Annotated in this window: 18 protein-coding genes; 5 read left to right on the top strand and 13 right to left on the bottom strand. The window is 61.6% G+C overall.

What is annotated here, in order from left to right; all coding sequences use genetic code 11:
- Position 1: 1 nt before the first annotated feature.
- Both RN346_RS04100 and RN346_RS04095 read right to left on the bottom strand, forming a co-directional pair.
- On the bottom strand, positions 2 to 361 hold the full coding sequence (locus RN346_RS04100; RefSeq protein ID WP_311960286.1) for a RidA family protein: 360 nt from the start codon (positions 359 to 361) through the stop codon (positions 2 to 4).
- Positions 362 to 396: 35 nt separating this feature from the next.
- On the bottom strand, positions 397 to 879 hold the full coding sequence (locus tag RN346_RS04095) for an Lrp/AsnC family transcriptional regulator (RefSeq protein WP_311960285.1): 483 nt from the start codon (positions 877 to 879) through the stop codon (positions 397 to 399).
- A 186-nt stretch (positions 880 to 1,065) separates the two neighbouring features.
- Here RN346_RS04095 and RN346_RS04090 point away from each other — a divergent pair, with 186 nt between their 5' ends.
- From RN346_RS04090 to RN346_RS04080, 3 genes are all read left to right on the top strand, one after another.
- Complete coding sequence (locus tag RN346_RS04090) at positions 1,066 to 2,757, top strand: 2-isopropylmalate synthase (protein WP_311962215.1); 1,692 nt, start codon at positions 1,066 to 1,068, stop codon at positions 2,755 to 2,757.
- An 89-nt stretch (positions 2,758 to 2,846) separates the two neighbouring features.
- Positions 2,847 to 3,248, top strand: coding sequence for a CrcB family protein (locus RN346_RS04085; protein WP_311962214.1), 402 nt, complete (start codon positions 2,847 to 2,849; stop codon positions 3,246 to 3,248).
- Positions 3,245 to 3,631, top strand: coding sequence for a CrcB family protein (locus RN346_RS04080; RefSeq protein ID WP_311962213.1), 387 nt, complete (start codon positions 3,245 to 3,247; stop codon positions 3,629 to 3,631). Before RN346_RS04085 ends, RN346_RS04080 begins: the two co-directional genes overlap by 4 nt.
- Positions 3,632 to 3,666: 35 nt before the next feature.
- Here the strand turns inward: RN346_RS04080 and RN346_RS04075 are convergent, their stop codons facing one another.
- Both RN346_RS04075 and RN346_RS04070 read right to left on the bottom strand, forming a co-directional pair.
- The gene (locus tag RN346_RS04075) at positions 3,667 to 4,518 is read right to left on the bottom strand and encodes a universal stress protein (protein WP_263584855.1); all 852 of its coding nucleotides are present in this window, start codon (positions 4,516 to 4,518) and stop codon (positions 3,667 to 3,669) included.
- 16 nt (positions 4,519 to 4,534) lie between these two features.
- The gene (locus RN346_RS04070; protein WP_311962212.1) at positions 4,535 to 6,022 is read right to left on the bottom strand and encodes a SulP family inorganic anion transporter; all 1,488 of its coding nucleotides are present in this window, start codon (positions 6,020 to 6,022) and stop codon (positions 4,535 to 4,537) included.
- Positions 6,023 to 6,513: 491 nt separating this feature from the next.
- Between RN346_RS04070 and RN346_RS04065 the strand changes: the two genes are divergently transcribed.
- Positions 6,514 to 7,782 carry a PAS domain-containing methyl-accepting chemotaxis protein gene (locus RN346_RS04065; RefSeq protein WP_311962211.1) on the top strand — a complete coding sequence of 423 codons (1,269 nt, stop codon included), beginning with the start codon at positions 6,514 to 6,516 and terminating at the stop codon, positions 7,780 to 7,782.
- A 115-nt stretch (positions 7,783 to 7,897) separates the two neighbouring features.
- Here RN346_RS04065 and RN346_RS04060 read toward each other — a convergent pair whose 3' ends face one another.
- The 5 genes from RN346_RS04060 to RN346_RS04040 all read right to left on the bottom strand — a co-directional run bounded on the left by RN346_RS04060 (position 7,898) and on the right by RN346_RS04040 (position 13,611).
- Positions 7,898 to 8,548 (bottom strand): peroxiredoxin, encoded by a 651-nt coding sequence (locus RN346_RS04060; RefSeq protein WP_263584858.1) that lies wholly within the window; start codon positions 8,546 to 8,548, stop codon positions 7,898 to 7,900.
- A gap of 94 nt (positions 8,549 to 8,642) precedes the next feature.
- Positions 8,643 to 9,725, bottom strand: coding sequence for a CNNM domain-containing protein (locus RN346_RS04055; protein ID WP_263584859.1), 1,083 nt, complete (start codon positions 9,723 to 9,725; stop codon positions 8,643 to 8,645).
- A gap of 82 nt (positions 9,726 to 9,807) precedes the next feature.
- On the bottom strand, positions 9,808 to 10,485 hold the full coding sequence (locus RN346_RS04050) for a haloacid dehalogenase type II (RefSeq protein ID WP_263584860.1): 678 nt from the start codon (positions 10,483 to 10,485) through the stop codon (positions 9,808 to 9,810).
- Positions 10,486 to 10,593: 108 nt separating this feature from the next.
- Positions 10,594 to 12,027 carry an aspartate aminotransferase family protein gene (locus RN346_RS04045; RefSeq protein WP_263584861.1) on the bottom strand — a complete coding sequence of 478 codons (1,434 nt, stop codon included), beginning with the start codon at positions 12,025 to 12,027 and terminating at the stop codon, positions 10,594 to 10,596.
- Between the two features lie 87 nt (positions 12,028 to 12,114).
- On the bottom strand, positions 12,115 to 13,611 hold the full coding sequence (locus RN346_RS04040) for an NAD-dependent succinate-semialdehyde dehydrogenase (protein WP_311962210.1): 1,497 nt from the start codon (positions 13,609 to 13,611) through the stop codon (positions 12,115 to 12,117).
- A gap of 305 nt (positions 13,612 to 13,916) precedes the next feature.
- Between RN346_RS04040 and RN346_RS04035 the strand changes: the two genes are divergently transcribed.
- Entirely contained in the window at positions 13,917 to 15,122 is a 1,206-nt protein-coding gene (locus RN346_RS04035) for a GGDEF domain-containing protein (RefSeq protein WP_263584863.1), read from the top strand.
- On the opposite strand, the gene RN346_RS04030 is transcribed toward RN346_RS04035, so the two are convergent.
- From RN346_RS04030 to RN346_RS04015, 4 genes are all read right to left on the bottom strand, one after another.
- Complete coding sequence (locus tag RN346_RS04030) at positions 15,117 to 15,593, bottom strand: Lrp/AsnC family transcriptional regulator (protein ID WP_263584864.1); 477 nt, start codon at positions 15,591 to 15,593, stop codon at positions 15,117 to 15,119. The genes RN346_RS04035 and RN346_RS04030 overlap by 6 nt on opposite strands.
- A 6-nt stretch (positions 15,594 to 15,599) precedes the next feature.
- Positions 15,600 to 16,631 (bottom strand): N(2)-acetyl-L-2,4-diaminobutanoate deacetylase DoeB, encoded by a 1,032-nt coding sequence (gene doeB / locus RN346_RS04025; RefSeq protein ID WP_311962209.1) that lies wholly within the window; start codon positions 16,629 to 16,631, stop codon positions 15,600 to 15,602.
- A 64-nt stretch (positions 16,632 to 16,695) separates the two neighbouring features.
- Positions 16,696 to 17,895 carry an ectoine hydrolase DoeA gene (gene doeA / locus RN346_RS04020; RefSeq protein ID WP_311962208.1) on the bottom strand — a complete coding sequence of 400 codons (1,200 nt, stop codon included), beginning with the start codon at positions 17,893 to 17,895 and terminating at the stop codon, positions 16,696 to 16,698.
- A 196-nt stretch (positions 17,896 to 18,091) separates the two neighbouring features.
- Positions 18,092 to 19,099 carry a DNA topoisomerase IB gene (locus RN346_RS04015; RefSeq protein WP_311962207.1) on the bottom strand — a complete coding sequence of 336 codons (1,008 nt, stop codon included), beginning with the start codon at positions 19,097 to 19,099 and terminating at the stop codon, positions 18,092 to 18,094.
- Positions 19,100 to 19,209 lie beyond the last annotated feature (110 nt).

Here is a 19,209-nt window from a genome sequence, read left to right as displayed (position 1 = left end):
GCTACTGGCTAACGGCGGCCGTCACGGTGATTTCGACCTTGAGCTCGTTGGCGGGCAGCGGCGCGCAGACGCAGGTGCGCGCTGGCGCATGGCCTTCCGGCACCCAGGCATCCCACACCGCGTTCATCGCCGCGACGTCGCCGCCATCCTTGAGATAAACCGTCGCACTCAAAAGCTGCTCGCGACTGGAGCCGATCTCCTCGAGCAGGGCATCGACGCGTGCCAGCATGCTTTTCGTCTGCTCGGTGATATCGCCCTGACGCGCATCGGGTCCGGCGACCTGGCCACACAGGTAGGCCACCCCCTGATGGATGACGGCGCGGCTCATGCGCGCTTTGGTATCGTGACGCTGGATGGACATGCGTTCTCCTGTTTGAAAGTGGTGCCCTGGAGCGCCTAGCGGCGCGTAGGCACGGGACGGTGCTCGAAAACCCGGCGCAGCACGAAGCTCGTATGCGCGCCGGTGACGCCTTCTATGCGGTTGATGACGTGCAGCAGCAAGTGCTGATACTCGTCCATATCGCGAATCAGGATCTTGAGCTGAAAGTCCGCGGCCTGACCGGTAATGATCAGACACTCGATGACGTTGGGGATCTCGCGCACCTGGCGCTCGAAGTTATCAAAACGCTCCTGGGTGTGCTGATCCATGGCGATGTGCAGAAGCACCATCAAATCGAAGCCGAGCTGGCGCGCATCGACCTCGGCGCGGTAGCCCGCGATCAGGCCATGCTCCTCGAGCGCGCGCACCCGGCGAAGACACGGCGACGGTGAAAGCCCGATGCGCTCGGCGAGCAGCTGATTGCTGATACGCCCCTCTTGCTGCAGCACGTCGAGAATGTGCCGATCATAGCGATCGAGTTCCAGCGGAACGGGCAGCATCGGCCACCTCCTGCCAAAATTTTATCTTTTAACGATAGTTTCTGCCAATTATTGCCGCAAGAGCCAAGTATTAGCAATAATCTTCTGGCGCCCCATGGGTATACTGGTGCTACCGTCAGAAGACGAAACGCGCTCGAAAAGCCGACGATACGTCTCAACATCTTATTAACGTCAGGAAGCCTTTTTATGTCTGCCTTCGATCATCGCAAGTACCGCCCCGCTCCCCGCGTTCCCGCTTTCGACCGCACTTGGCCGGACAAGGATCTCGACCGCGCTCCGATCTGGGTGAGCGAAGATTTGCGCGACGGCAATCAGGCGCTGCTGGAGCCGATGACCGTGGAGCAGAAAAAACGCTTTTGGCACCAGATCGTCAAGGTGGGCATCAAGGAAGTGATGGTCGGCTTTCCCTCGGCCAGCCAACCCGACTATGACTTCGTGCGCTGGTTGATCGACGAGGACCAGATCCCCGAGGACGTGACCATCGCGGTGCTGGTGCAGTGCCGCGAGCACCTGATCGAGAAGACCTTCGAGTCACTGGTCGGCGTCAAGCGCGCGATCATCCACCTTTACAACTCCACCTCCACCGTGCAGCGCGAGCGGGTTTTCGAGATGGATCGCGGCGGCATTACCGATATTGCCGTGCAGGGCGCGACGTGGGTCAAAACCTATGCCGACCAGTACCCGGACGTCGAGTGGCGCTTCGAGTACACGCCGGAGAGCTTCTCGAGCACCGAAATCGACTTTTCGCTGTCGATCTGCGAGGCGGTCATGGACGTTTGGCAGCCGACCCCGGAAACCCCCTGCATTCTGAACCTGCCGACCACCGTGGAAGTGGCCGGCCCGCATCACCACGCCGATCAGATCGAGTACTTCTGTCAGCATATTAGCCGCCGAGATAGCGTGATTATTTCGGTACATACTCACAATGATCGCGGCGGCGCGGTGGCCTCCGCCGAGCTTGCGCTGTTGGCCGGCGCCGACCGGGTCGAGGGCACGCTGCTGGGCAACGGCGAGCGCACCGGCAACATGGACATCGTCACGCTGGCCATGAACCTCTACAGCCAGGGCATCGACCCGGAACTCGATTTGTCCAACCCGGACGAAATCGTGCAGGTCGTGCAGGAGTGCACCGGTATCACCATGCACCCGCGCCACCCCTGGGTCGGCGAGATGGTCTACACGGCGTTTTCGGGAAGCCACCAGGATGCCATTCGCAAGTCGCTCAAGCACCAGAAGGACGACGAGCCCTGGCAGGTGGCGTATCTGCCGATCGACCCGCGCGATATCGGCCGCGACTATCAGGCAGTGATTCGTGTCAACAGCCAGTCCGGCAAGGGCGGCATGGCGTTTTTGCTCGAACGCGATTACGGCATCAACCTGCCGCGCTGGATGATGCTGGCGCTCGCCCCCTACGTGCAGCAGGAGAGCGAGAAGCGCGCCAGCGAGCTTTCAAGCGAAATGGTCCGCCAGGTGATGTTCGATCACTTTAGTCATCAAGCACCGCTGGCGCTTGCCGACTACCGCCTTTCAAAGGGTCAAAACGAAGGTATCGAGGTCACGCTGACGCAAGGCGACGACACGCTACGCTTGGAAGGCACCGGCAACGGCGCCATGTCCGCCTTTACCCACGCCTGGCGCCAGCACGCCGGCAGCCACGTGGCGATCGTCGATTACAGCGAACACTCGCTGGGCGGCGATAGCGAAGCCAACGCCATCGCGTTCGTGCAGCTCAACGTCGACGGCCAGCGCATCTGCGCGGTCGCCGAGGACAGCGACACGGTGAGCGCCTCGCTCAAGGCACTGCTGTCGGGCATCAACGCCGCCCAGACCCAGGCAAGCCAGGACACGTTGACACGCAGCGAAAACGCCACCGTCTGAGGTGTCGCACGCTCCTCGCCTGACGCTCAAGGCCCGCCCGGCGGGCCTGTTATACTCCCGGTGACGTTCAATCAGGGTGAAAGGTAGCGATGGGTCACGGGGGTATTCAAACAGTCATCAATATCGCCCTTTTAGCGCTCGGCGCCGGGCTTGGCGGCATGGGTCGCCTGGCCGTCACGCGGCTGGCCGCCCGGCATCTGGCAACGGATTTCCCCTGGGGGACGCTGGCGGTCAATGCAAGCGGCGCCCTGGTTGCCGGGGCGTTTCTAGGCCATTACGGTTTCGCGCCGCTGTCGAACTCCCCGGTCGGGCTTTTGCTGATCGGCGGGCTGCTCGGCGGCTACACCACCGTCTCGTCACTTTCCCTGCAAACGCTCACGCTCTGGCAAGACCGCCAACCACGGACGGCGATCGCGTATCTGGCGGGCACGCTCGCCGCAGGCGTAGCCCTCGCCGCGCTGGGATGGCACCTAACGGGGGGGGCGTTATGAAGGGGATAGCGGCGTACCTGGCCGTCGGCGTGGGGACCGCGCTTGGCAGCGTGTGTCGCTACGCGGTGTCGCTACTGGCGCTGGCCGGGCTGGGCAACGCTCTGCCCTGGGGGACGCTTCTGGTCAACGCGCTGGGCTCGGCTCTAATCGGCTGGCTCTCGACCCGAATGGCGCAGGCCCCGAATAGCGGCCTGGCACGCTGGCAGCCGTTCTGGGTGACCGGCTTTTGCGCCGGGTTCACCACCTTCTCGCTTTTCAGCCTCGAACTTCTCACACTGTTCAAGCTTCACGGCTGGCTCGCCGGCGTCTACGCCCTGACAAGCGTGGCGCTCTGGCTTTTGGGTGCCGGGCTTGGCCAGCGGCTGGCCAAGGCGCAGGGCTAACGCACAGGGCTAATCCACAGGGCTAATCCACAGGACTAGCGCAGCACCAGTACCGGCGTGGCAGCGCGGCGTAGCATTTTCGTCGTGGTACTCCCCATGAGCAAATGCTTGAGCCGTGAGTGTCCAAACGCGCCCATCACCATAAGATCGATGGCATGCTCGGCCATGTAGGTCTCGAGCGTCTGGTCGACATCGCCGGCGCGAATCGCGCCTTTCGCCTGGTGTTCACCGGCGGTGAGTGTCTCGAGCGCCCAGTCGAGCTCGCTTGTGTGCTCGCCGGTCGCCGCGCCCACGATCAACACATGGCACTCGGCGCCGCTAAACAGCGGCGAGCGCGCCAGCATTTCGACCCCCTTGCGCGCCGTTTGACTGCCGTCGAAGGCGATCAGCACGCGTTTGGGCGGCGTGAATGTGGGCGGCACGATCAGCACCGGGCGGTGGATGCGGCGAACCAGCGCTTCGATATGCTCACCGAGCTCCTCGCGTTGGCTATGGCTGGCGCCCTGCTTGCCCAGTACTAGAAGCCGCGTTTTGCTTTCGAGCTCCAAAAGCGTTTCGACGAAGGTGCCGTTGAGCTGGCGCGCATTGGCCTGGGCCCCCTGCGCTTTTGCCCAGGTACCGGCCTGCTCCAACAGCGCCTTGCTGCGCTTGCGATTTTCCCGTGCGCGCCGTTCATCGAAACTCGAGAGCGTTTCCATCAGCTGCTCCTGAGAGCCCAGCGACAGATTGCCGGAAAGGTCCTGCTCGCCGGGCACGCCGGAGTGGTTGTCGATCACGTGCAAAAGGCTCAGCGGTGCCTTTAGCGCAAGGCTCGCCCAGGCGCCGTACTCACTAACGCTCTGGGCAAAACGCGAGTCGTCGATGGCGGCAAATACGTGCTCGGTCATGACCTGCTCCTTATGCTTAGTGGTCGCCCATCAGCTTTTCGACGGCTTCCGGGTCGTCGTGAACGGCGTAGCGGTCGACCACGGTCGCGCTTGCCTCGGACAGCCCCTTGAGCTCCACGCTCGTGCCTTCACGGCGAAACTTGATCACTACCCGGTCAAGCGCCTGTACCGCGGTTATATCCCAAAAATGGGCGCGCGATAAGTCGATGACGACGTGATCGAGACTCTCCTTGATATCGAAGTTGGCGATGAAGCGCTGCGACGAGGCGAAGAACACTTGGCCGATGACACGATACTCTCGCGTCCCTTCATGGGTCCTGGCGCTCGACACGGCCATGATGTTACCCACCTTGTTGGCAAAGAACAGCGCCGCCAGCAGCACGCCGACGAATACGCCAAGCGCCAGGTTGTGGGTGCCCACGGTGACCGCCACGGTGGCCAGCATGACGATATTAGTGCTCATGGGGTGTTTTTTCAGATCGCGGATCGAGGCCCAGCTAAAGGTACCGATGGAGACCATGATCATCACTGCGACCAGCGCCGCCATGGGAATCTGCGATACCCAATCGGACAAGAACACCACCATGATCAAAAGCACTACCCCGGCAATCAGGGTCGAGAGCCGCGTGCGCCCGCCGGATTTGATGTTGATCACCGACTGGCCGATCATCGCGCAGCCCGCCATGCCGCCCAAAAGCCCCGCGCCGATGTTCGCCACGCCCTGCCCCTTGCACTCGCGGTTCTTGTCGCTGGGCGTGTCGGTCAGGTCGTCGACGATGGTCGCGGTCATCATCGACTCCAGAAGCCCCACTACCGCCATCATCACAGCGTAGGGGAAGATGATCGCGAGGGTGTCGACATTCAAAGGCACGTCCGGCCACAAAAACACCGGCAGCGTATCGGGCAGCTCGCCCATGTCACCCACCGTGCGAATGTCGATGCCGCTGACCAGGTAAACAATGGTCAGCACCACGATGCAAACGAGCGGCGACGGCAGCGATTTACCCATCACCGGCAGATAGGGAAAGAGATAGATGATGCCAAGCCCTGCCGCCGTCATGGCGTAGACGTGCCAGGTTACATCGGTGAGCTCGGGCAGCTGTGCCATGAAGATCAGAATCGCCAGCGCGTTGACGAAGCCCGTGACCACCGAGCGCGAAACGAAACGCATCAGCTCGGCGAGTTTCAAATAGCCTGCCGCGATCTGTAGAACGCCGGTCAAAAGCGTAGCCGCCAGCAGATACTCGAGGCCGTGCTCGCGTACCAGCGTCACCATCAACAGCGCCATCGCGCCCGTCGCCGCCGAAATCATGCCAGGCCGCCCGCCGGTGAAGGCGATGATCACCGCGATGCAAAATGAAGCGTAAAGCCCCACCTTGGGGTCGACGCCGGCGATGATCGAAAAGGCGATCGCTTCGGGAATCAGCGCAAGCGCCACCACGATGCCTGAAAGCGTATCGCCCTTGATGTTGGAAAACCATTCGTACTTGTTGAAAAGCGCCATGCCATATCCCGTAAAACGTTGATCGATCTGTCGTGCAGCCCCCAGCCGCGCACAGGCGCGCTGAACGGATGCGAGGATAGCGGCTAAAAGCCGCAACGTGAGGGCACAGCGCTAGGGTGGAAGCATCGTCCAGAGAGAGGTGAGAAGCATGAATTACCGCTGCCTTGCGAGGTGATCGAGGCAAAAGCCGACTAACGCGGCTTTTCAGAGAGCGCGATTATAGCAAGCACGTTCTCGAATGCCACCCAGGGCAGGCTCGACGATACCGGTATTTTAGTACGCCTATCGTACTCGATAGCGTCTCTCAATCGTTAAATGAAGACGTCACAATTGTTTGCAACTGATTAGTACGCAAATAAATGGAGCAGGATTACTCTAATCAAAACGCATGATGTCTAGCGCTTGAAAAAAGTAAAAAAATAATACATAATTTATACAAAAATAGAACCATATGACCAAAACGGTACAACCCCTACCCATCGAGAACGCCCATGCTCACCTTCATCAAGCACGACGCCTTGCCTCTGGCGCTTCAGGAACACACCGCCAGTATTCATTTCTCACCCAATGGCACCATCCTGGATGCAAGTCCCATCTTTTTACAAAAGATCGGCTATCAGCTGGACGATATCATCGGCCAGCACCACAGCATTTTTTGCCCAGTGGAGGAGACTTCCTCGGCGAATTATCAGCGCTTTTGGAGCGCACTGGCCAACGGTGAGCCGCAGCAGGGCAGCTTTCGGCGTATCAGCGCCGCCGGCGAGGATATTTGGCTCGAAGCGATCTACCTGCCAGTGAGAAACCGTCGCGGCAAGGTGGAGAAGATCGTCAAGATCGCCAGCGACATTTCCACGCGTCACCAATCCGCCCAAAGCCACAGCGCCGTTCTCCGCGCGCTCGATAGCTCCATGGCGGTCATCGAGTTCGCACCCGACGGCACCATTTTGAACGCCAACGCCAACTTCGAGCGCGTCATGGGCTACAAGAGTGAGCAGCTCAAGGGCCAGCACCATCGCCTCTTCTGCACCCCGGATTTTATCTCTCAGCTGCCGGCATTCTGGGCAGCGCTTGCCAGCGGTCAGTTCAAGCAGGGCAAGTTCGAGCGTCTTGACAGCCAGGGCCAAAGCGTATGGCTCGAGGCCACCTACAACCCGGTTTACGACAGCCATAACAACGTCGTCAAGATCGTCAAGTTCGCCACCGACATCACGCGTGCCGTCAGGGAGGGCGAGGCCGCCCGCCGCGCGGTGTTGAACGCCCAAAGCACGTCCAGCCAGACCGAGCAGATCGCCCAAAACGGCTTGACGCACCTTCACCGGGTGATCGAGGAGTCACGCCAGGCGGCCCGGACCCTGGCCGATGCCCAGCAGCTCATGACCGCGCTCAACAAGCAGGCGCAAACGATCAACAAGATCACCGCTGCGATCGCCAAAATCGCCAATCAGACCAACCTTTTGTCACTGAACGCGGCCGTGGAAGCGGCGCGAGCGGGGGAACGGGGGCGCGGTTTCGCCGTGGTCGCCAACGAAGTGCGCCAGCTGGCCAAGGGCTCCAGTGAAGCGGTCGAAGAGATTACTCGCGTGCTCAGAGAAAACAGCGAGCTGGTCGAGCGTACGAGCCTCGCCGTCTCCCAGGTGGTCGAGCAGGGTAAAACCAGCCAGGCAAGCGTGGGAGAGATCGAGACCATCGTCAACGAGATCCTTGCTGGCGCGCGCGGCGTATCGGACTCCGTCGAACGGCTGGCACTTCAATCGGTGTGACAAGGCCAACCGGCTGGATAAAAGGGGGCAGTGCCGCGCTGAACAACGCAAAAACGAAAAAGGCGGCCAGCGGCCGCCCTCTTCCTAACGCCCAATAGCGGGCGCCTGAACACTATTACTTGAGGCGCGTTTTACGTAAGTAAGGCAGTACCGCGTCGAACTCGCCAAATTTATCCCTGGCATCGTCATTGGAGACGCTCGGCGGGATGATCACATCCTGACCTACGGTCCAGTCTGCCGGGGTGGCCACGCCGTGCTTTTCGGTCGCCTGCAGCGCATCGAGGGCCCGCAGGATCTCCGCGAAATTACGCCCCACGGACATCGGGTAGGTCATCGACAGTTTGAGCTTTTTGTCCGGGCCGATGATGAACACCGAGCGCACCGTGGCGCTGTCTGCCGGGGTGCGGCCATCGGGCAGGTAGGCGTCTTCCGGCAGCATGTCGAAAAGCTTGGAGACCTCCAGCCCTTCGTCGGCAATGATCGGAAAGCCGACCGCACTTCCGCTGTAGGTTTCGATATCTCCCGCCCAGCGCTTGTGATCCTCGACGCCATCCACGGAGACACCGATCACTTTGGTGCCGCGCTTTTTCCACTCGTCATTGAGCGTGGCAACCGCGCCAAACTCGGTCGTACATACTGGGGTGAAATCCTTGGGGTGCGAAAACAGAATCGCCCAGTTATCGCCGATCCAGTCGTGAAAGCGGATCGCGCCCTGGCTGGTCTCGGCGTCAAAATCCGGAACGACGGCGTTGATACGTAGTGACATGGTGCCTCCTTTGCGGGTGGTCGAACTTTTAATACCTTAAACCACGCTCTACCAATTCTCTATAGAACGTTTGGTTTTAAGACACTACCTGGCGCTACGGCGTTCCACCTTCTTTGCCCGGTTGAGCCGGCTCTTTCGTTGCCGCGACCATATCAGCCGGCTCGCGACCCCGCTTGACCCGAGAGAGCCAGCGCTGTCTGGCGTGATGGCGCAGGTTCGTGACGCGGTCGGTTTCATCGACAATGTCCTGGCCCAGAATGGTTTCGAAGATATCCTCGAGCGTAATCAGCCCCACGAACGTGCCGTGCTCGTCATATACCACACGCATATGCAGGTGATCCTTGAGCATGGACACGAACACCTCTTCGACGTGATGATCGACATCCACCCGGCCGATCGAGTGCATCAGCTCGCTCATGCTCTTGTCGTCGTCGGCGTGGTAGATATCGGCCTTGTGAACGTAGCCAAAGGGCTGCTCGGCGCTGTCCATGACCGGAAAGCGGGTAAACGACGCCTTGCCATGCTGGCCGTCGAACTCGGCCACGGTCATATTGGGGGTGACCGTCACGCATACCGTGCGCGGCGTCATCGCTTGGGACACGGCGATCTCGTGCAGGTTGAGCATGTTGACGATGGTGCGCGACTCGTCGTCGTCCAGCACCTTCTCCTCGAGCCCGACCCGCGCCAGCGTCTTGATCTCCTCGCGCAGGTCGACGTCGTGCTCGGCACTTCCCAGCCGGCGCGTGATCTGCTCGGAAAGCCAGATGAACGGCAACAGCACCAGGATCATCGGCTTGAGCAAGCGCGGCAATAGCGGTGACAGCGCGCGCCAATAGGTAGCGCCGATCGTCTTGGGAATGATTTCCGATAGCACCAGAATCAGCAGCGTCATCACCGCCGACACGATCGCAATCGAGGCCTCGCCGAACACGACCGCCGCCTGAGCACCTACCGCCGTCGCCCCCACCGTATGGGCAATGGTATTGAGCGTGAGAATCGCCGCCAGCGGCCGGTCGATATTGGTCTTGAGGGTATTCAGCGAGGCGTGCAGGCGCGGATTGTTGTTTTTCAGCCGGGCAATATAGCTTGGTGTAATGGACAAGAGCGCGGCTTCGAGAATGGAGCAAAGAAACGATAAAGAGATGGCAAGCGTTGCGGTAACGATGAGCAGGAGCATGAGCACTTGGCGGTGAGGGGTGTAACGTGTTTATAGGAGCGCGGCGCAGGATTGTCAATGAAGCACCGCGCTCGTAAGCGCCCTACCCCATGATACGCGACGAAAACGACTCGAGGTCGGTGACGGTCATGTCCGGCTCGATTCCCCAGGGATCGAAAGGCGCATCGCTTCGCCGGCGCACCCAGGCGCTCTTGAGCCCGGCGTGCCTGGCGCCGATCACATCGAAAGCGTTGCTCGAAACGAGCCAAGTGTGCTCGGGGCGCACGTCCAGCCGGCTGCGAAGATAGGCGTAAACCGCCGGGTCGGGTTTGAAGCGCTTGATGGCATCGACGCTGACCCAGTCGTCGATGTAGGCCGAGACGCCGGCCCGGCCCAAAAGCCCTGCCACTGCCTCTTCGGTACCGTTGGAGAACGCCACGCAGCGAAAACCGGCCTCCTTGAGACCGGCCAGCGCCGGGCGCACGTCATCGAAGGCGGGAAGCTCGCCGTAGAGCGTCATCAGGTGATCGCAGTCGTTGTCGGAAAGGCCGGTTTGCAGCGCCCGGTCGGTAAAGATCAGCGCGCGCCGAGTGCATTCGGCGAACGTTACGTAGGCGCCCATCAGACCAACGCGAAAGCTGTACTCGAGCTGCTTCTCGCGCCAGCGCCTGGCAAATTCCTGAGCACGCGAGCCGTCCGCCAGCCGCCGCTCGAGCTCCTCGGTGACGCCCTGGGTGTCGATTAGCGTGCCGTAAACGTCGAAGGCTAAAACCGGTTGCATCCTGCACCTCGTTGTCAGAATCAAAAGGGATGCTCTAAGCGTAGCCTGCCCGGCGCAAAACAAAAACGCCGCTGCACGAGGCAGCGGCGTGTTGACCCAAGCGCTGGATCAAACGGTAAACGCCGCTTCCTGCTCGCCGGTCTTGAGGTCGCCCGAGCGGGTCAGCTCGTCGGTGACGCGGTCGACGGCACGCTTGGCCCGCGCAATCACTTCGTCCACCTCCTGGCGGTTGATGGTCAAGGGCGGGGCGAAGCCGAGGATATCGCCCTGGGGCATGGCGCGGGCGATCAGGTTCTCCTCGAGTGCTGCCGCGGCGACCCGTGGGCCGACTTTCAGCGCCGGGTCGAAGTGCAGGCGCTGTTTCGCCTCCGGCGAGAACTCGAGTGCGGCCATCAGGCCCACACCGCGCACGTCGCCGAGAAGCGGGTGGCCCTCGAAGGTCGCTTTCAGCTGGCTCTGGAAGTAGGCGCCGGTTTCCGCGGCGTTGCCGACCAGGTTCTCGCGCTCGATGATGTCCAGGTTGGCAAGCCCCGCCGCGCAGCCCAGCGCGTGGCCGGAGTAGGTCCAGCCGTGACCGATCGGGCCAAACTCACCGGTGCCGGCTTCGAGCACTTTCCACACCTTGTCACCGACGATGACGCCGGACAGCGGCTGGTAGGCGCTGGTCAGGCCCTTGGCGATGGTGACGAGATCCGGCTCGATGCCGTAGTGATGGCTACCGAAGGCGGACCCGGTGCGCCCGAATCCGCAGACCACTTCGTCGGCGATCAACAGCACGTCGTACTTGTTCAAAACCGCCTGAATCGCTTCCCAGTAGCCTTCCGGCGGCGGCACGATGCCGCCGGTGCCGAGCACCGGCTCGCCGATGAACGCGGCCACGGTGTCCGGGCCCTCTTCCAGAATCATCGTCTCGAGCTTTTCGGCACAATACGCTGAAAACTCGCGCTCGGTCATGCCGTGCTGCTCGGCGGCGCGCAGATAGTAATGCGGCGCTTCGGTGTGGCGAATGGTGTCGATCGGCAGATCGAAATGGTCGTGAAACGCCTTGAGGCCTGTGAGCGAGCCAGACGCGATGCCGGAGCCGTGGTAGCCGCGCATCCGCGAAATGACCTTCTTCTTCTGCGGGCGACCAAGCACATTGTTGTAGTAGCGCACGATCTTGAGCTGGGTTTCGTTGGCGTCCGAACCTGACATGCCGTAGTAGACCTTCGACATGTTCATGCCAGCGGCCTTGACGATGCGCTCGGACAGCTCGATCTGCGGCTCGTTGGAGTGGCCCACGTAGGTGTGGTAGTAGGAGAGCTCGAGCGCCTGCTTGTAGATCGCCTCGGCGATTTCGGTGCGCCCGTAGCCGATGTTCACACAATATAGCCCGGCAAAGCCGTCGATGAACTCGCGGCCGTCCTTGTCGACGATATTGATGCCTTTACCGCCGGTGATCACGCGCCCCGGCGCGTCGCCGTGGGCGAAGTCCTTGAGGTGGGTCGAGGCGTGAAAGGTGACCTCACGGTCGCGGTCGATTAACGCTTGATGCTGACTCATACGCTGCCTTCTTGACGTGCGCCCCGCTCGACATCGAACGAGGCCTGATAAATGCGTGATAAAAATGACATGACGTTGCCGATTCGCTTAACTGCCGGAAACGGAGCCCAGTGCCCCCAGGCAGTAGTACTTGGTTTCCAGATACTCGTCGATGCCGGTGGCGCCGCCCTCGCGGCCAAGCCCGGACTGTTTGACGCCGCCGAAGGGCACCGGCGGGCCGGTCATTTTAACCGAGTTGACGCTGACCATGCCGTACTCAAGCGCCCGCAAAAGTTTCCAGATGCGACGGATATCGTGGGTATAGACGTAGGCGGCCAGCCCATACTCGGTGTCGTTGGCCATACTGATCACCTCGTCATCGCTTTCAAACGCGGTAATACCGGCCACCGGGGCGAAGTTTTCCTCGCGCCAGACCTTCATTTTCGGCGTAACGCCCGTCAACAGCACCGGCATGAAGAAGTTCTCGCCCGGCGCCTTTTGCTGGTCGCCGGCGATCAGCGTCGCGCCTTTGGAAAGGGCGTCATCGACGATCGCGGCGGCCTTCTCTACCGCTTGGCGGTGAATCAGCGGGCCCAGGTCCACCTCGCCCTTGAAGCCGTTGCCCACGGTGAGCGCGGCCATCCGCTCGGTAAAGTGCGCCACGAACTCATCGTGGATCGAGGCGTGCACCAAAATTCGGTTGGCGGCGAGACAGTCCTGCCCGGCGGTCTGGAACTTCGCCGCCACCGCGGCGAGTGCGGCCTCGCGCGGATCCATATCCGGGCCGACGATGAACGGGGCATTGCCACCCAGCTCCAGCGACAGGCGCTTGACGGTGTCGGCGCTTTGCTCGATCAGAAGCCGCCCGACGCGGGTGGAGCCGGTAAACGACAGCGCCCGGATGCGCGGCTCGCGACACAAAATCTTCGACACCTCGGCGGGCTCGCCCAGCACCACGTTGAAAATGCCCGCCGGAATGCCCGCACGCTCGGCAAGCTCGGCCAGCGCCAGCGCGGAAAACGGCGTTTCATTGGCGGGCTTGACGATCACCGGGCAACCGGCGGCAAGTGCCGCCGCTGCCTTGCGGGTGATCATCGCCAGCGGGAAGTTCCAGGGCGTGATCATCGCCGCGATGCCGACCGGCTCCTTTATGGTGCCCAGTGAGGCGTTCGGAATGTGGCTGGGGATGGTGTCGCCGTAGGTGCGCTTGCCCTCTTCGGCAAACCAGCGCACGAAGCTAGCACCGTACTCCACTTCGCCGCGGGCATCCGGCAGCGGTTTGCCCTGTTCCAGGGTCATGATGCGGGCCAGATCCTCGCGATGGGCCTGAATCAGATCGTACCAGGCAAGCAGGCGCTCGCAGCGCTCGTCGGCGCGCAGCAGCCGCCATTGGCTGAAGGCGGCCTCGGCGGCGTCAACGGCGGCGGTGATTTGGCTGGCCTCGAGCAGCGGAATATGGCCGATCGTCTCTCCCGTGGCGGGATCGACGACGCCCTCCTCGCGTCCGCCCTCGCCGTGGGTCCATTTGCCGTTCACGTAGGCGTACTGGCGAAACAGACGCGGGTCATCCAGACGATTGGACAGTGTGGCGGCGTACGTGGTCATAAAACCTCCCTGGCCTTCGTCAACAAGCGGCGAAGACGTGCAAAAAGCGATAAGCGCCCGTGGCGCTGACTCGATGGCTCTACGCTACGCGAGGATTCACCCGAAGTGTTTTCGAAAAACGCGGCCGAGCGTGCGCTTTTTTTGGTGGCTCGCGCTTCAACGACGGTTTTTTTTGGTTCGCATGTGCAAATACGGCACTTGCAAACATTTGTGGAGTAAACTCATGAGAGTTAAATGATCTTTTTCATGCCGGCACCGTTTGAGTGACCCATTGCCCCCGTGCCGGCATCATAGAGGCCGATTTCGTGTATCGACTCACTTCCTACTACAAGGCGCTTTCGCAACGCGCCGGCGACCTGACGGTCCGTGATCACTACGATAATTATCGACACGATGAGCGCCTTCGCTCGATCAAGCTGCTCACGCTTTGGCTCGCGTTTTTCTACTTTTTCTACACGCTGGTCGATATCTACCTGCTTGATGATGTCACCTGGCGTTCGATATTGATTCGCGGGCTGCTGGTGGGGCCGACCACGGTCGCACTGATGCTTTACTACGACCGGCCCGGCCCGATTCGGTTAAAGGAACTCGCAGGCACCTGCCAGGCCTGCCTTGGGTGCGTCGCCTGGTGTCTGGTGATCGTTGGCTCCCACGACCCGAGCGTGCTCGACTACTTCTATGCCGGGCTAGTGTTCATTCTCGTGCTCACCATCGTCTTTACTCCGCCATTCGAGTACAGCGTTTACGCCTCGCTGTTCGTGTTTGCGTGCCTCTACTCGACCGTCTGGTTTCTGGAGGGAGTGACGCCAGAGTACGTCGTGCGTAATCTGTCCGTCGGCGTGCCGGTGCTGGTGCTGTCGCTGATGGCCAACTACCGCTTCTCCTCCGAGTCGCTGCGCCTCTATATGGAGAATCTCCACGTGGAGCGCCTGCGCGGCGAGCTGACCGAGCGTAACGTCGAACTCGAGCGCCTTTCGCACCTGGACCCGCTCACCGGGCTTGCCAACCGCCGGGCGCTGGCCCGTCAGGAAAAGAAACTGGCGCAGCGCAGCGCTTCGCTAGAGAAAGCCACGGTGATCGTGGTCGATATCGACCATTTCAAGGATTACAACGACCATTACGGTCATGCCGAGGGAGACAGTGCGCTGCGCGAGGTCGCCAATGCCATCAAAAGCGCCTGCGCGCCCAGGGACGTGGTGTGCCGCTATGGGGGCGAAGAGTTTCTGGTACTGCGCTACGGCGAAGCGTCCTGCCACGATAACGCGCTGGCCGTAGCGGAGCACATTCGCGAGCGGGTCGCCGAACGGCGTATTGCCCACCGGGGCGTGCCGGCGGGCAAGGTGACCGTGAGCGTGGGCGTTTGCAGTGGGGCGCTCGGCAGTGGCACCACCCTCAAGGAGCTGACCCGATGCGCCGACCAGGCGCTTTACGATGCCAAGCAGCAAGGGCGCAATCGGGTGTGCCGGCGCGAGTATGCGCCTTCCCCTCATCACGCCAACAAGATGTCATGACGGCTCGTCGAACTCGAGCGCCAGCGGTTGGCGCTTGACGGTCTTGGTCACGATATACGTAAAGTAGCGCTCGATACCGGCCTCTGAGACCAGCCAGCGATCCATCTGGCGCTGATAGCTGTCGATCGAGCGTGCTTCGAACTTCACCAGGTAATCCACCCCGCCGCCGACCGCCACGCACTCGGTGACCTCCGGCGTTTCGAGCACCAGCGCCTCGAAGCGCGAAAAGCTCTCCACGTTGTGCGCCTTGAGCTCGATCTGCACCCACACCGGGTTGCGCGGCACCAGAGCCTCGGCGTTGATACAGACGGTATACCCCTCGATGACCCCGGCCTTCTCGAGCCGCTTGACCCGCTCCCAGCAGGGGCTGATCGATAGATTGATCGCCTCGGCCAGTTTGGACTTGGTGATGCGTCCATCGCGGCTGAGAATGTCGAGAATCTTCAGGTCATAGCGGTCGAGTTTCAGCACGTGGCGTTACGCCTCAAGTCGGTCGACGACATCGGCGATCACCGCGAGCGTATCTCCCATATTGATAAGCGACGGTGCGCGGCGCGCCATCAGAACACCGTCGCGTTCGGCCTTGTAAGCCACCGGCTCGGCGCCGCTTCGCGACATGTCGTACACGTAAGCAATGGTCTGGCCCTTTTGGACCGCATCGCCCAGCGCCACGGTCAACTCCAACACGCCCTGGTGCTGGCTCTGCACGTAGCAGCGGGCATCCGGCATATCGAGATAGACCTGGCCGCCGTCCGGCATGGCCACCTCGCCTTCGACCAGCCCGTAGTGAATCAGGAAATTGCGCACGCCCTGTTCGGCGATCGCCATGCTGTGTGGGGTGGACGTGCCGCCGCCGCCGAGCTCGGTGGCCACAAACACCTTGCCCTGGCGCTCGCAGGCGGTGTCAAAAAGCCGCTCGGCGTCGAGCTCGAACATCACCATGGCGTAGGGCGCCCCGAACGCTCTGGCGCCATCGAGGGCGGCCCGCTGCTGATTCTTGTCATCGAGCACGTGGGAGGCGGCAAACGGCAGGATATCGAGGGTGCGCCCACCGGAGTGCAGGTCGAGCACCACGTCGCTCATCGGTACCAGCACGCGGGTGAAGTAGTCGGCGATCTGTGCGGTGACGCCGCCATCCGGGTCGCCGGGAAAGCTTCGGTTAAGGTTGCCTTTATCCATGGGCGAGGTGCGCGTGCCGGCCATTACCGCCGGAGTGTTCATGCACGGCACGATGATCACCCGCCCGGAGACCTCTTCGGCTTTCAGGGCGCTTGAGAGCTTCAAAAGCGAGGTGATGCCTTCATACTCGTCGCCGTGGTTGCCGCCGGTCAGAAGCGCAGTGGGGCCGTCGCCGTTTTTCACCACGGTGACGGGAATCATCACCGCCCCCCAGGCGGAGATATCGGTGGAGATCGGCAGCTTCAGAAAGCCGTGCTGAACGCCGTCGGCGTCGAAATCCACGGTGGCAGAGACGGGGCTTGGCCGCCGGGTGCTCGCTTGCTGAGTCATGCATATGTCCTTGTGTCGAATCGTCGTCGGCGCGATGGCGAACGTGGAGCCTATCGTCGCCTCGCTACTTCACAAATAGCTGCCGGGGAAAGTTCGCCAGGGTCTCGCAGCCACTTTCGGTGATCAGAATGCTTTCGGTGATCTCAAGGCCCCACTCTTCTACCCAGAGCCCGGGCATGAAGTGAAACACCATGCCAGGTTTCAGAACCGTTTCGTCGGACGGGCGCAGGCTCATGGTTCGCTCGCCCCAGTCCGGTGGGTAGGAGAGCCCGATGGAGTAGCCGCAGCGGGCCCCGCCGCGATCAAAGCCGTACTTGTCCATCGCCGCGCCCAGGGCCATGGCGATATCCGCGGTGCGGTTGCCGGGTTTGGCCACAGCCAGGCCGTTTTCGATGCCTTCCAGAAGCGCGGATTCGGCGCGGATGAAGTCTCTGGGAGGCGTGCCGAGAAACACCGTGCGCGACATCGGGGCGTGGTAGCGCTTGAACACCCCGGCGATTTCGAAGAACGTGCCCTCGCCTTCGCGAAACGGGGTGTCGTCCCAGGTCAAGTGCGGGGCGGCCGCGTCCTTGCCGGTGGGCAGCATCGGTACGATGGCCGGGTAGTCGCCGCCGAACACGCGGCCCTGCTCATCGACGAAGCCTTCGATGCCGACGCGATAGATCTCCGAGACCAGCTTGCTCTTGGGAAGCCCCGGCTCGATCACTTCGATGATGCGCGAGTGCATGCCCTCGACGATGCGTCCGGCCACGCGCAGATACTCGATCTCCTGAGGCGACTTGATCGCCCGGCACCAGTTGACCAACGCGTTGGCGTCCATGAAGCGGGCGTGGGGCAGCTCGCGTAGAAGGCTTTGGTAGGCCTTGGCGGAGAAATAGTAGTTGTCCATCTCCATGCCGACCACGCCGGTGTGCCAGCCGCGCCCGGGCATCACCGACTGTGCCAGATACTCCATCGGATGCATGTCCGGGTTCTGCACGTAGTAGTCGGGATAGTAGGTGATGTTCTCCGGGTCGATCCAGCAGGTGCGAAGCGCTCCGTTGGCGTCCATACGTCTTCCGAACCAGACCGGCTCGCCTTCGAGCCCCACCAGTACGCACTGATGGACATAGAACGACCAGCCGTCGTAACCGGTCAGCCAGGCCATGTTGGAGGGGTCGCTGACGATCAGTACGTCGATACCGCGGCTGGCCATTTCAGCGCGCACCTTCCAAAGGCGCGCGGCATACTCTTCGCGAGTGAAAGGCAGGGAAACCTCATTCATCGAGCAACTCGCCCTTTTAAATCACTAAAAACCAGCTTGCTGGGCCCATGCAGCGAAAGGTCCGTGCGAGCACCGCCATTGCCGTCTTGAGCCGATACTAGCACCGACCCTTGGCGTTGGGTCAAAGGCTTTATCAAAAGCCCTTACCAAAAGCCCTTATCAAAAACCGGCCGTGCTGGCGTGGCGTCGACGCGCATCAGGTCTTGCGCTTCAGGCGACTTTTCAAAAGCTCGAGCACGGCGCGCTCGTCCGGCCCGGTCAGATCCTCGTGTTCGAGCTCGACTTCGACCAGCTGGCGAAAGTTCTCGAGCGTCTGACCGTCCAGGTAGCTCTCCACCACCCGAGGGTCGATGTAACTCGCCCTGGCGATGCTTGGCGTATTGCCCAAGGATTTCGCCACCCGCTCGACGGCCTCGCGCACGTTCTTCTCGCTGACCTTTTCATCCTCGTCGACCCCCAGCTCCTCGAGCGCCAGCGCGGCGATCGAGGTACCCGCCCAGGTTCGAAAATCCTTGGCGCTGAACTGCTCGCCCATTACCTCGTGGATGTAGTCGTTGAGATCAGCACTGTCGACGCGCACCTTGTGGCCCTCGTCGTCGAAATACTTGAAGATCTCGTAGCCCGGCGTTTCATCGAGCTCTGCGACCACGCTCGCCAAACGCGCATCCTCTACCACCCGGTGCTGGTCCTGGCCGCTTTTGCCACGGTAGTCGAAAATCAGCTCGTCGCCGTCGATGGTCAAGTGTTTCGAGCGCATGGTGGTCAGCCCATAGGAGTCGTTTTGCTGACGATAGCGCTCGCTGCCCGGGCGGAAATAAGCGCTGTCGATCAAACGCACCATGCACGCCAGCACTTTTTCGCGCGGCAGACCCTCCTGCAGCATGTGCTGGCCGGTCACCCTTCGCATCGGCGTGAGCTTCTGGGCGAAGGCGATCATGCGATCGAACTTTAGCGCCTCGCGTTTCTCGCGCCATTTGGGGTTGTAGACGTACTGCTTGCGCCCGGCGTCGTCGCGGCCGGTGGCGTAGATATGGTGGCGCGTGTCGAGGGTGATCTCGACGTCGCGCCAAGCCGGCGGAATGGCAAGCGACTTGATCCAGTCGCGCCACGTTTGATCCTTGAGCGTTTCGCCATCTTCGGTTTTATAGGTAAAGCCCTTGCCGCTTCGTTGACGCGTGACCACGTGGGCCTTGCGGGTTGCCATGGTGAATCTCCTTTTCGCCTCAAAATGGGCGCCAACGTGGCGCTGAGGGTGCGCGGCGTCCTTGCAGCCCTTCCCCCACTTAACCCATGATAGCTGGTAACCTACAACAT

Source organism: Halomonas sp. PAMB 3232, assembly GCF_031954225.1.
In the GTDB taxonomy this organism is placed as follows: Bacteria; Pseudomonadota; Gammaproteobacteria; order Pseudomonadales; family Halomonadaceae; genus Vreelandella.
Note: the sequence above shows the minus strand (reverse complement) of the source record. Positions and strands in the feature narration are given on the sequence as shown.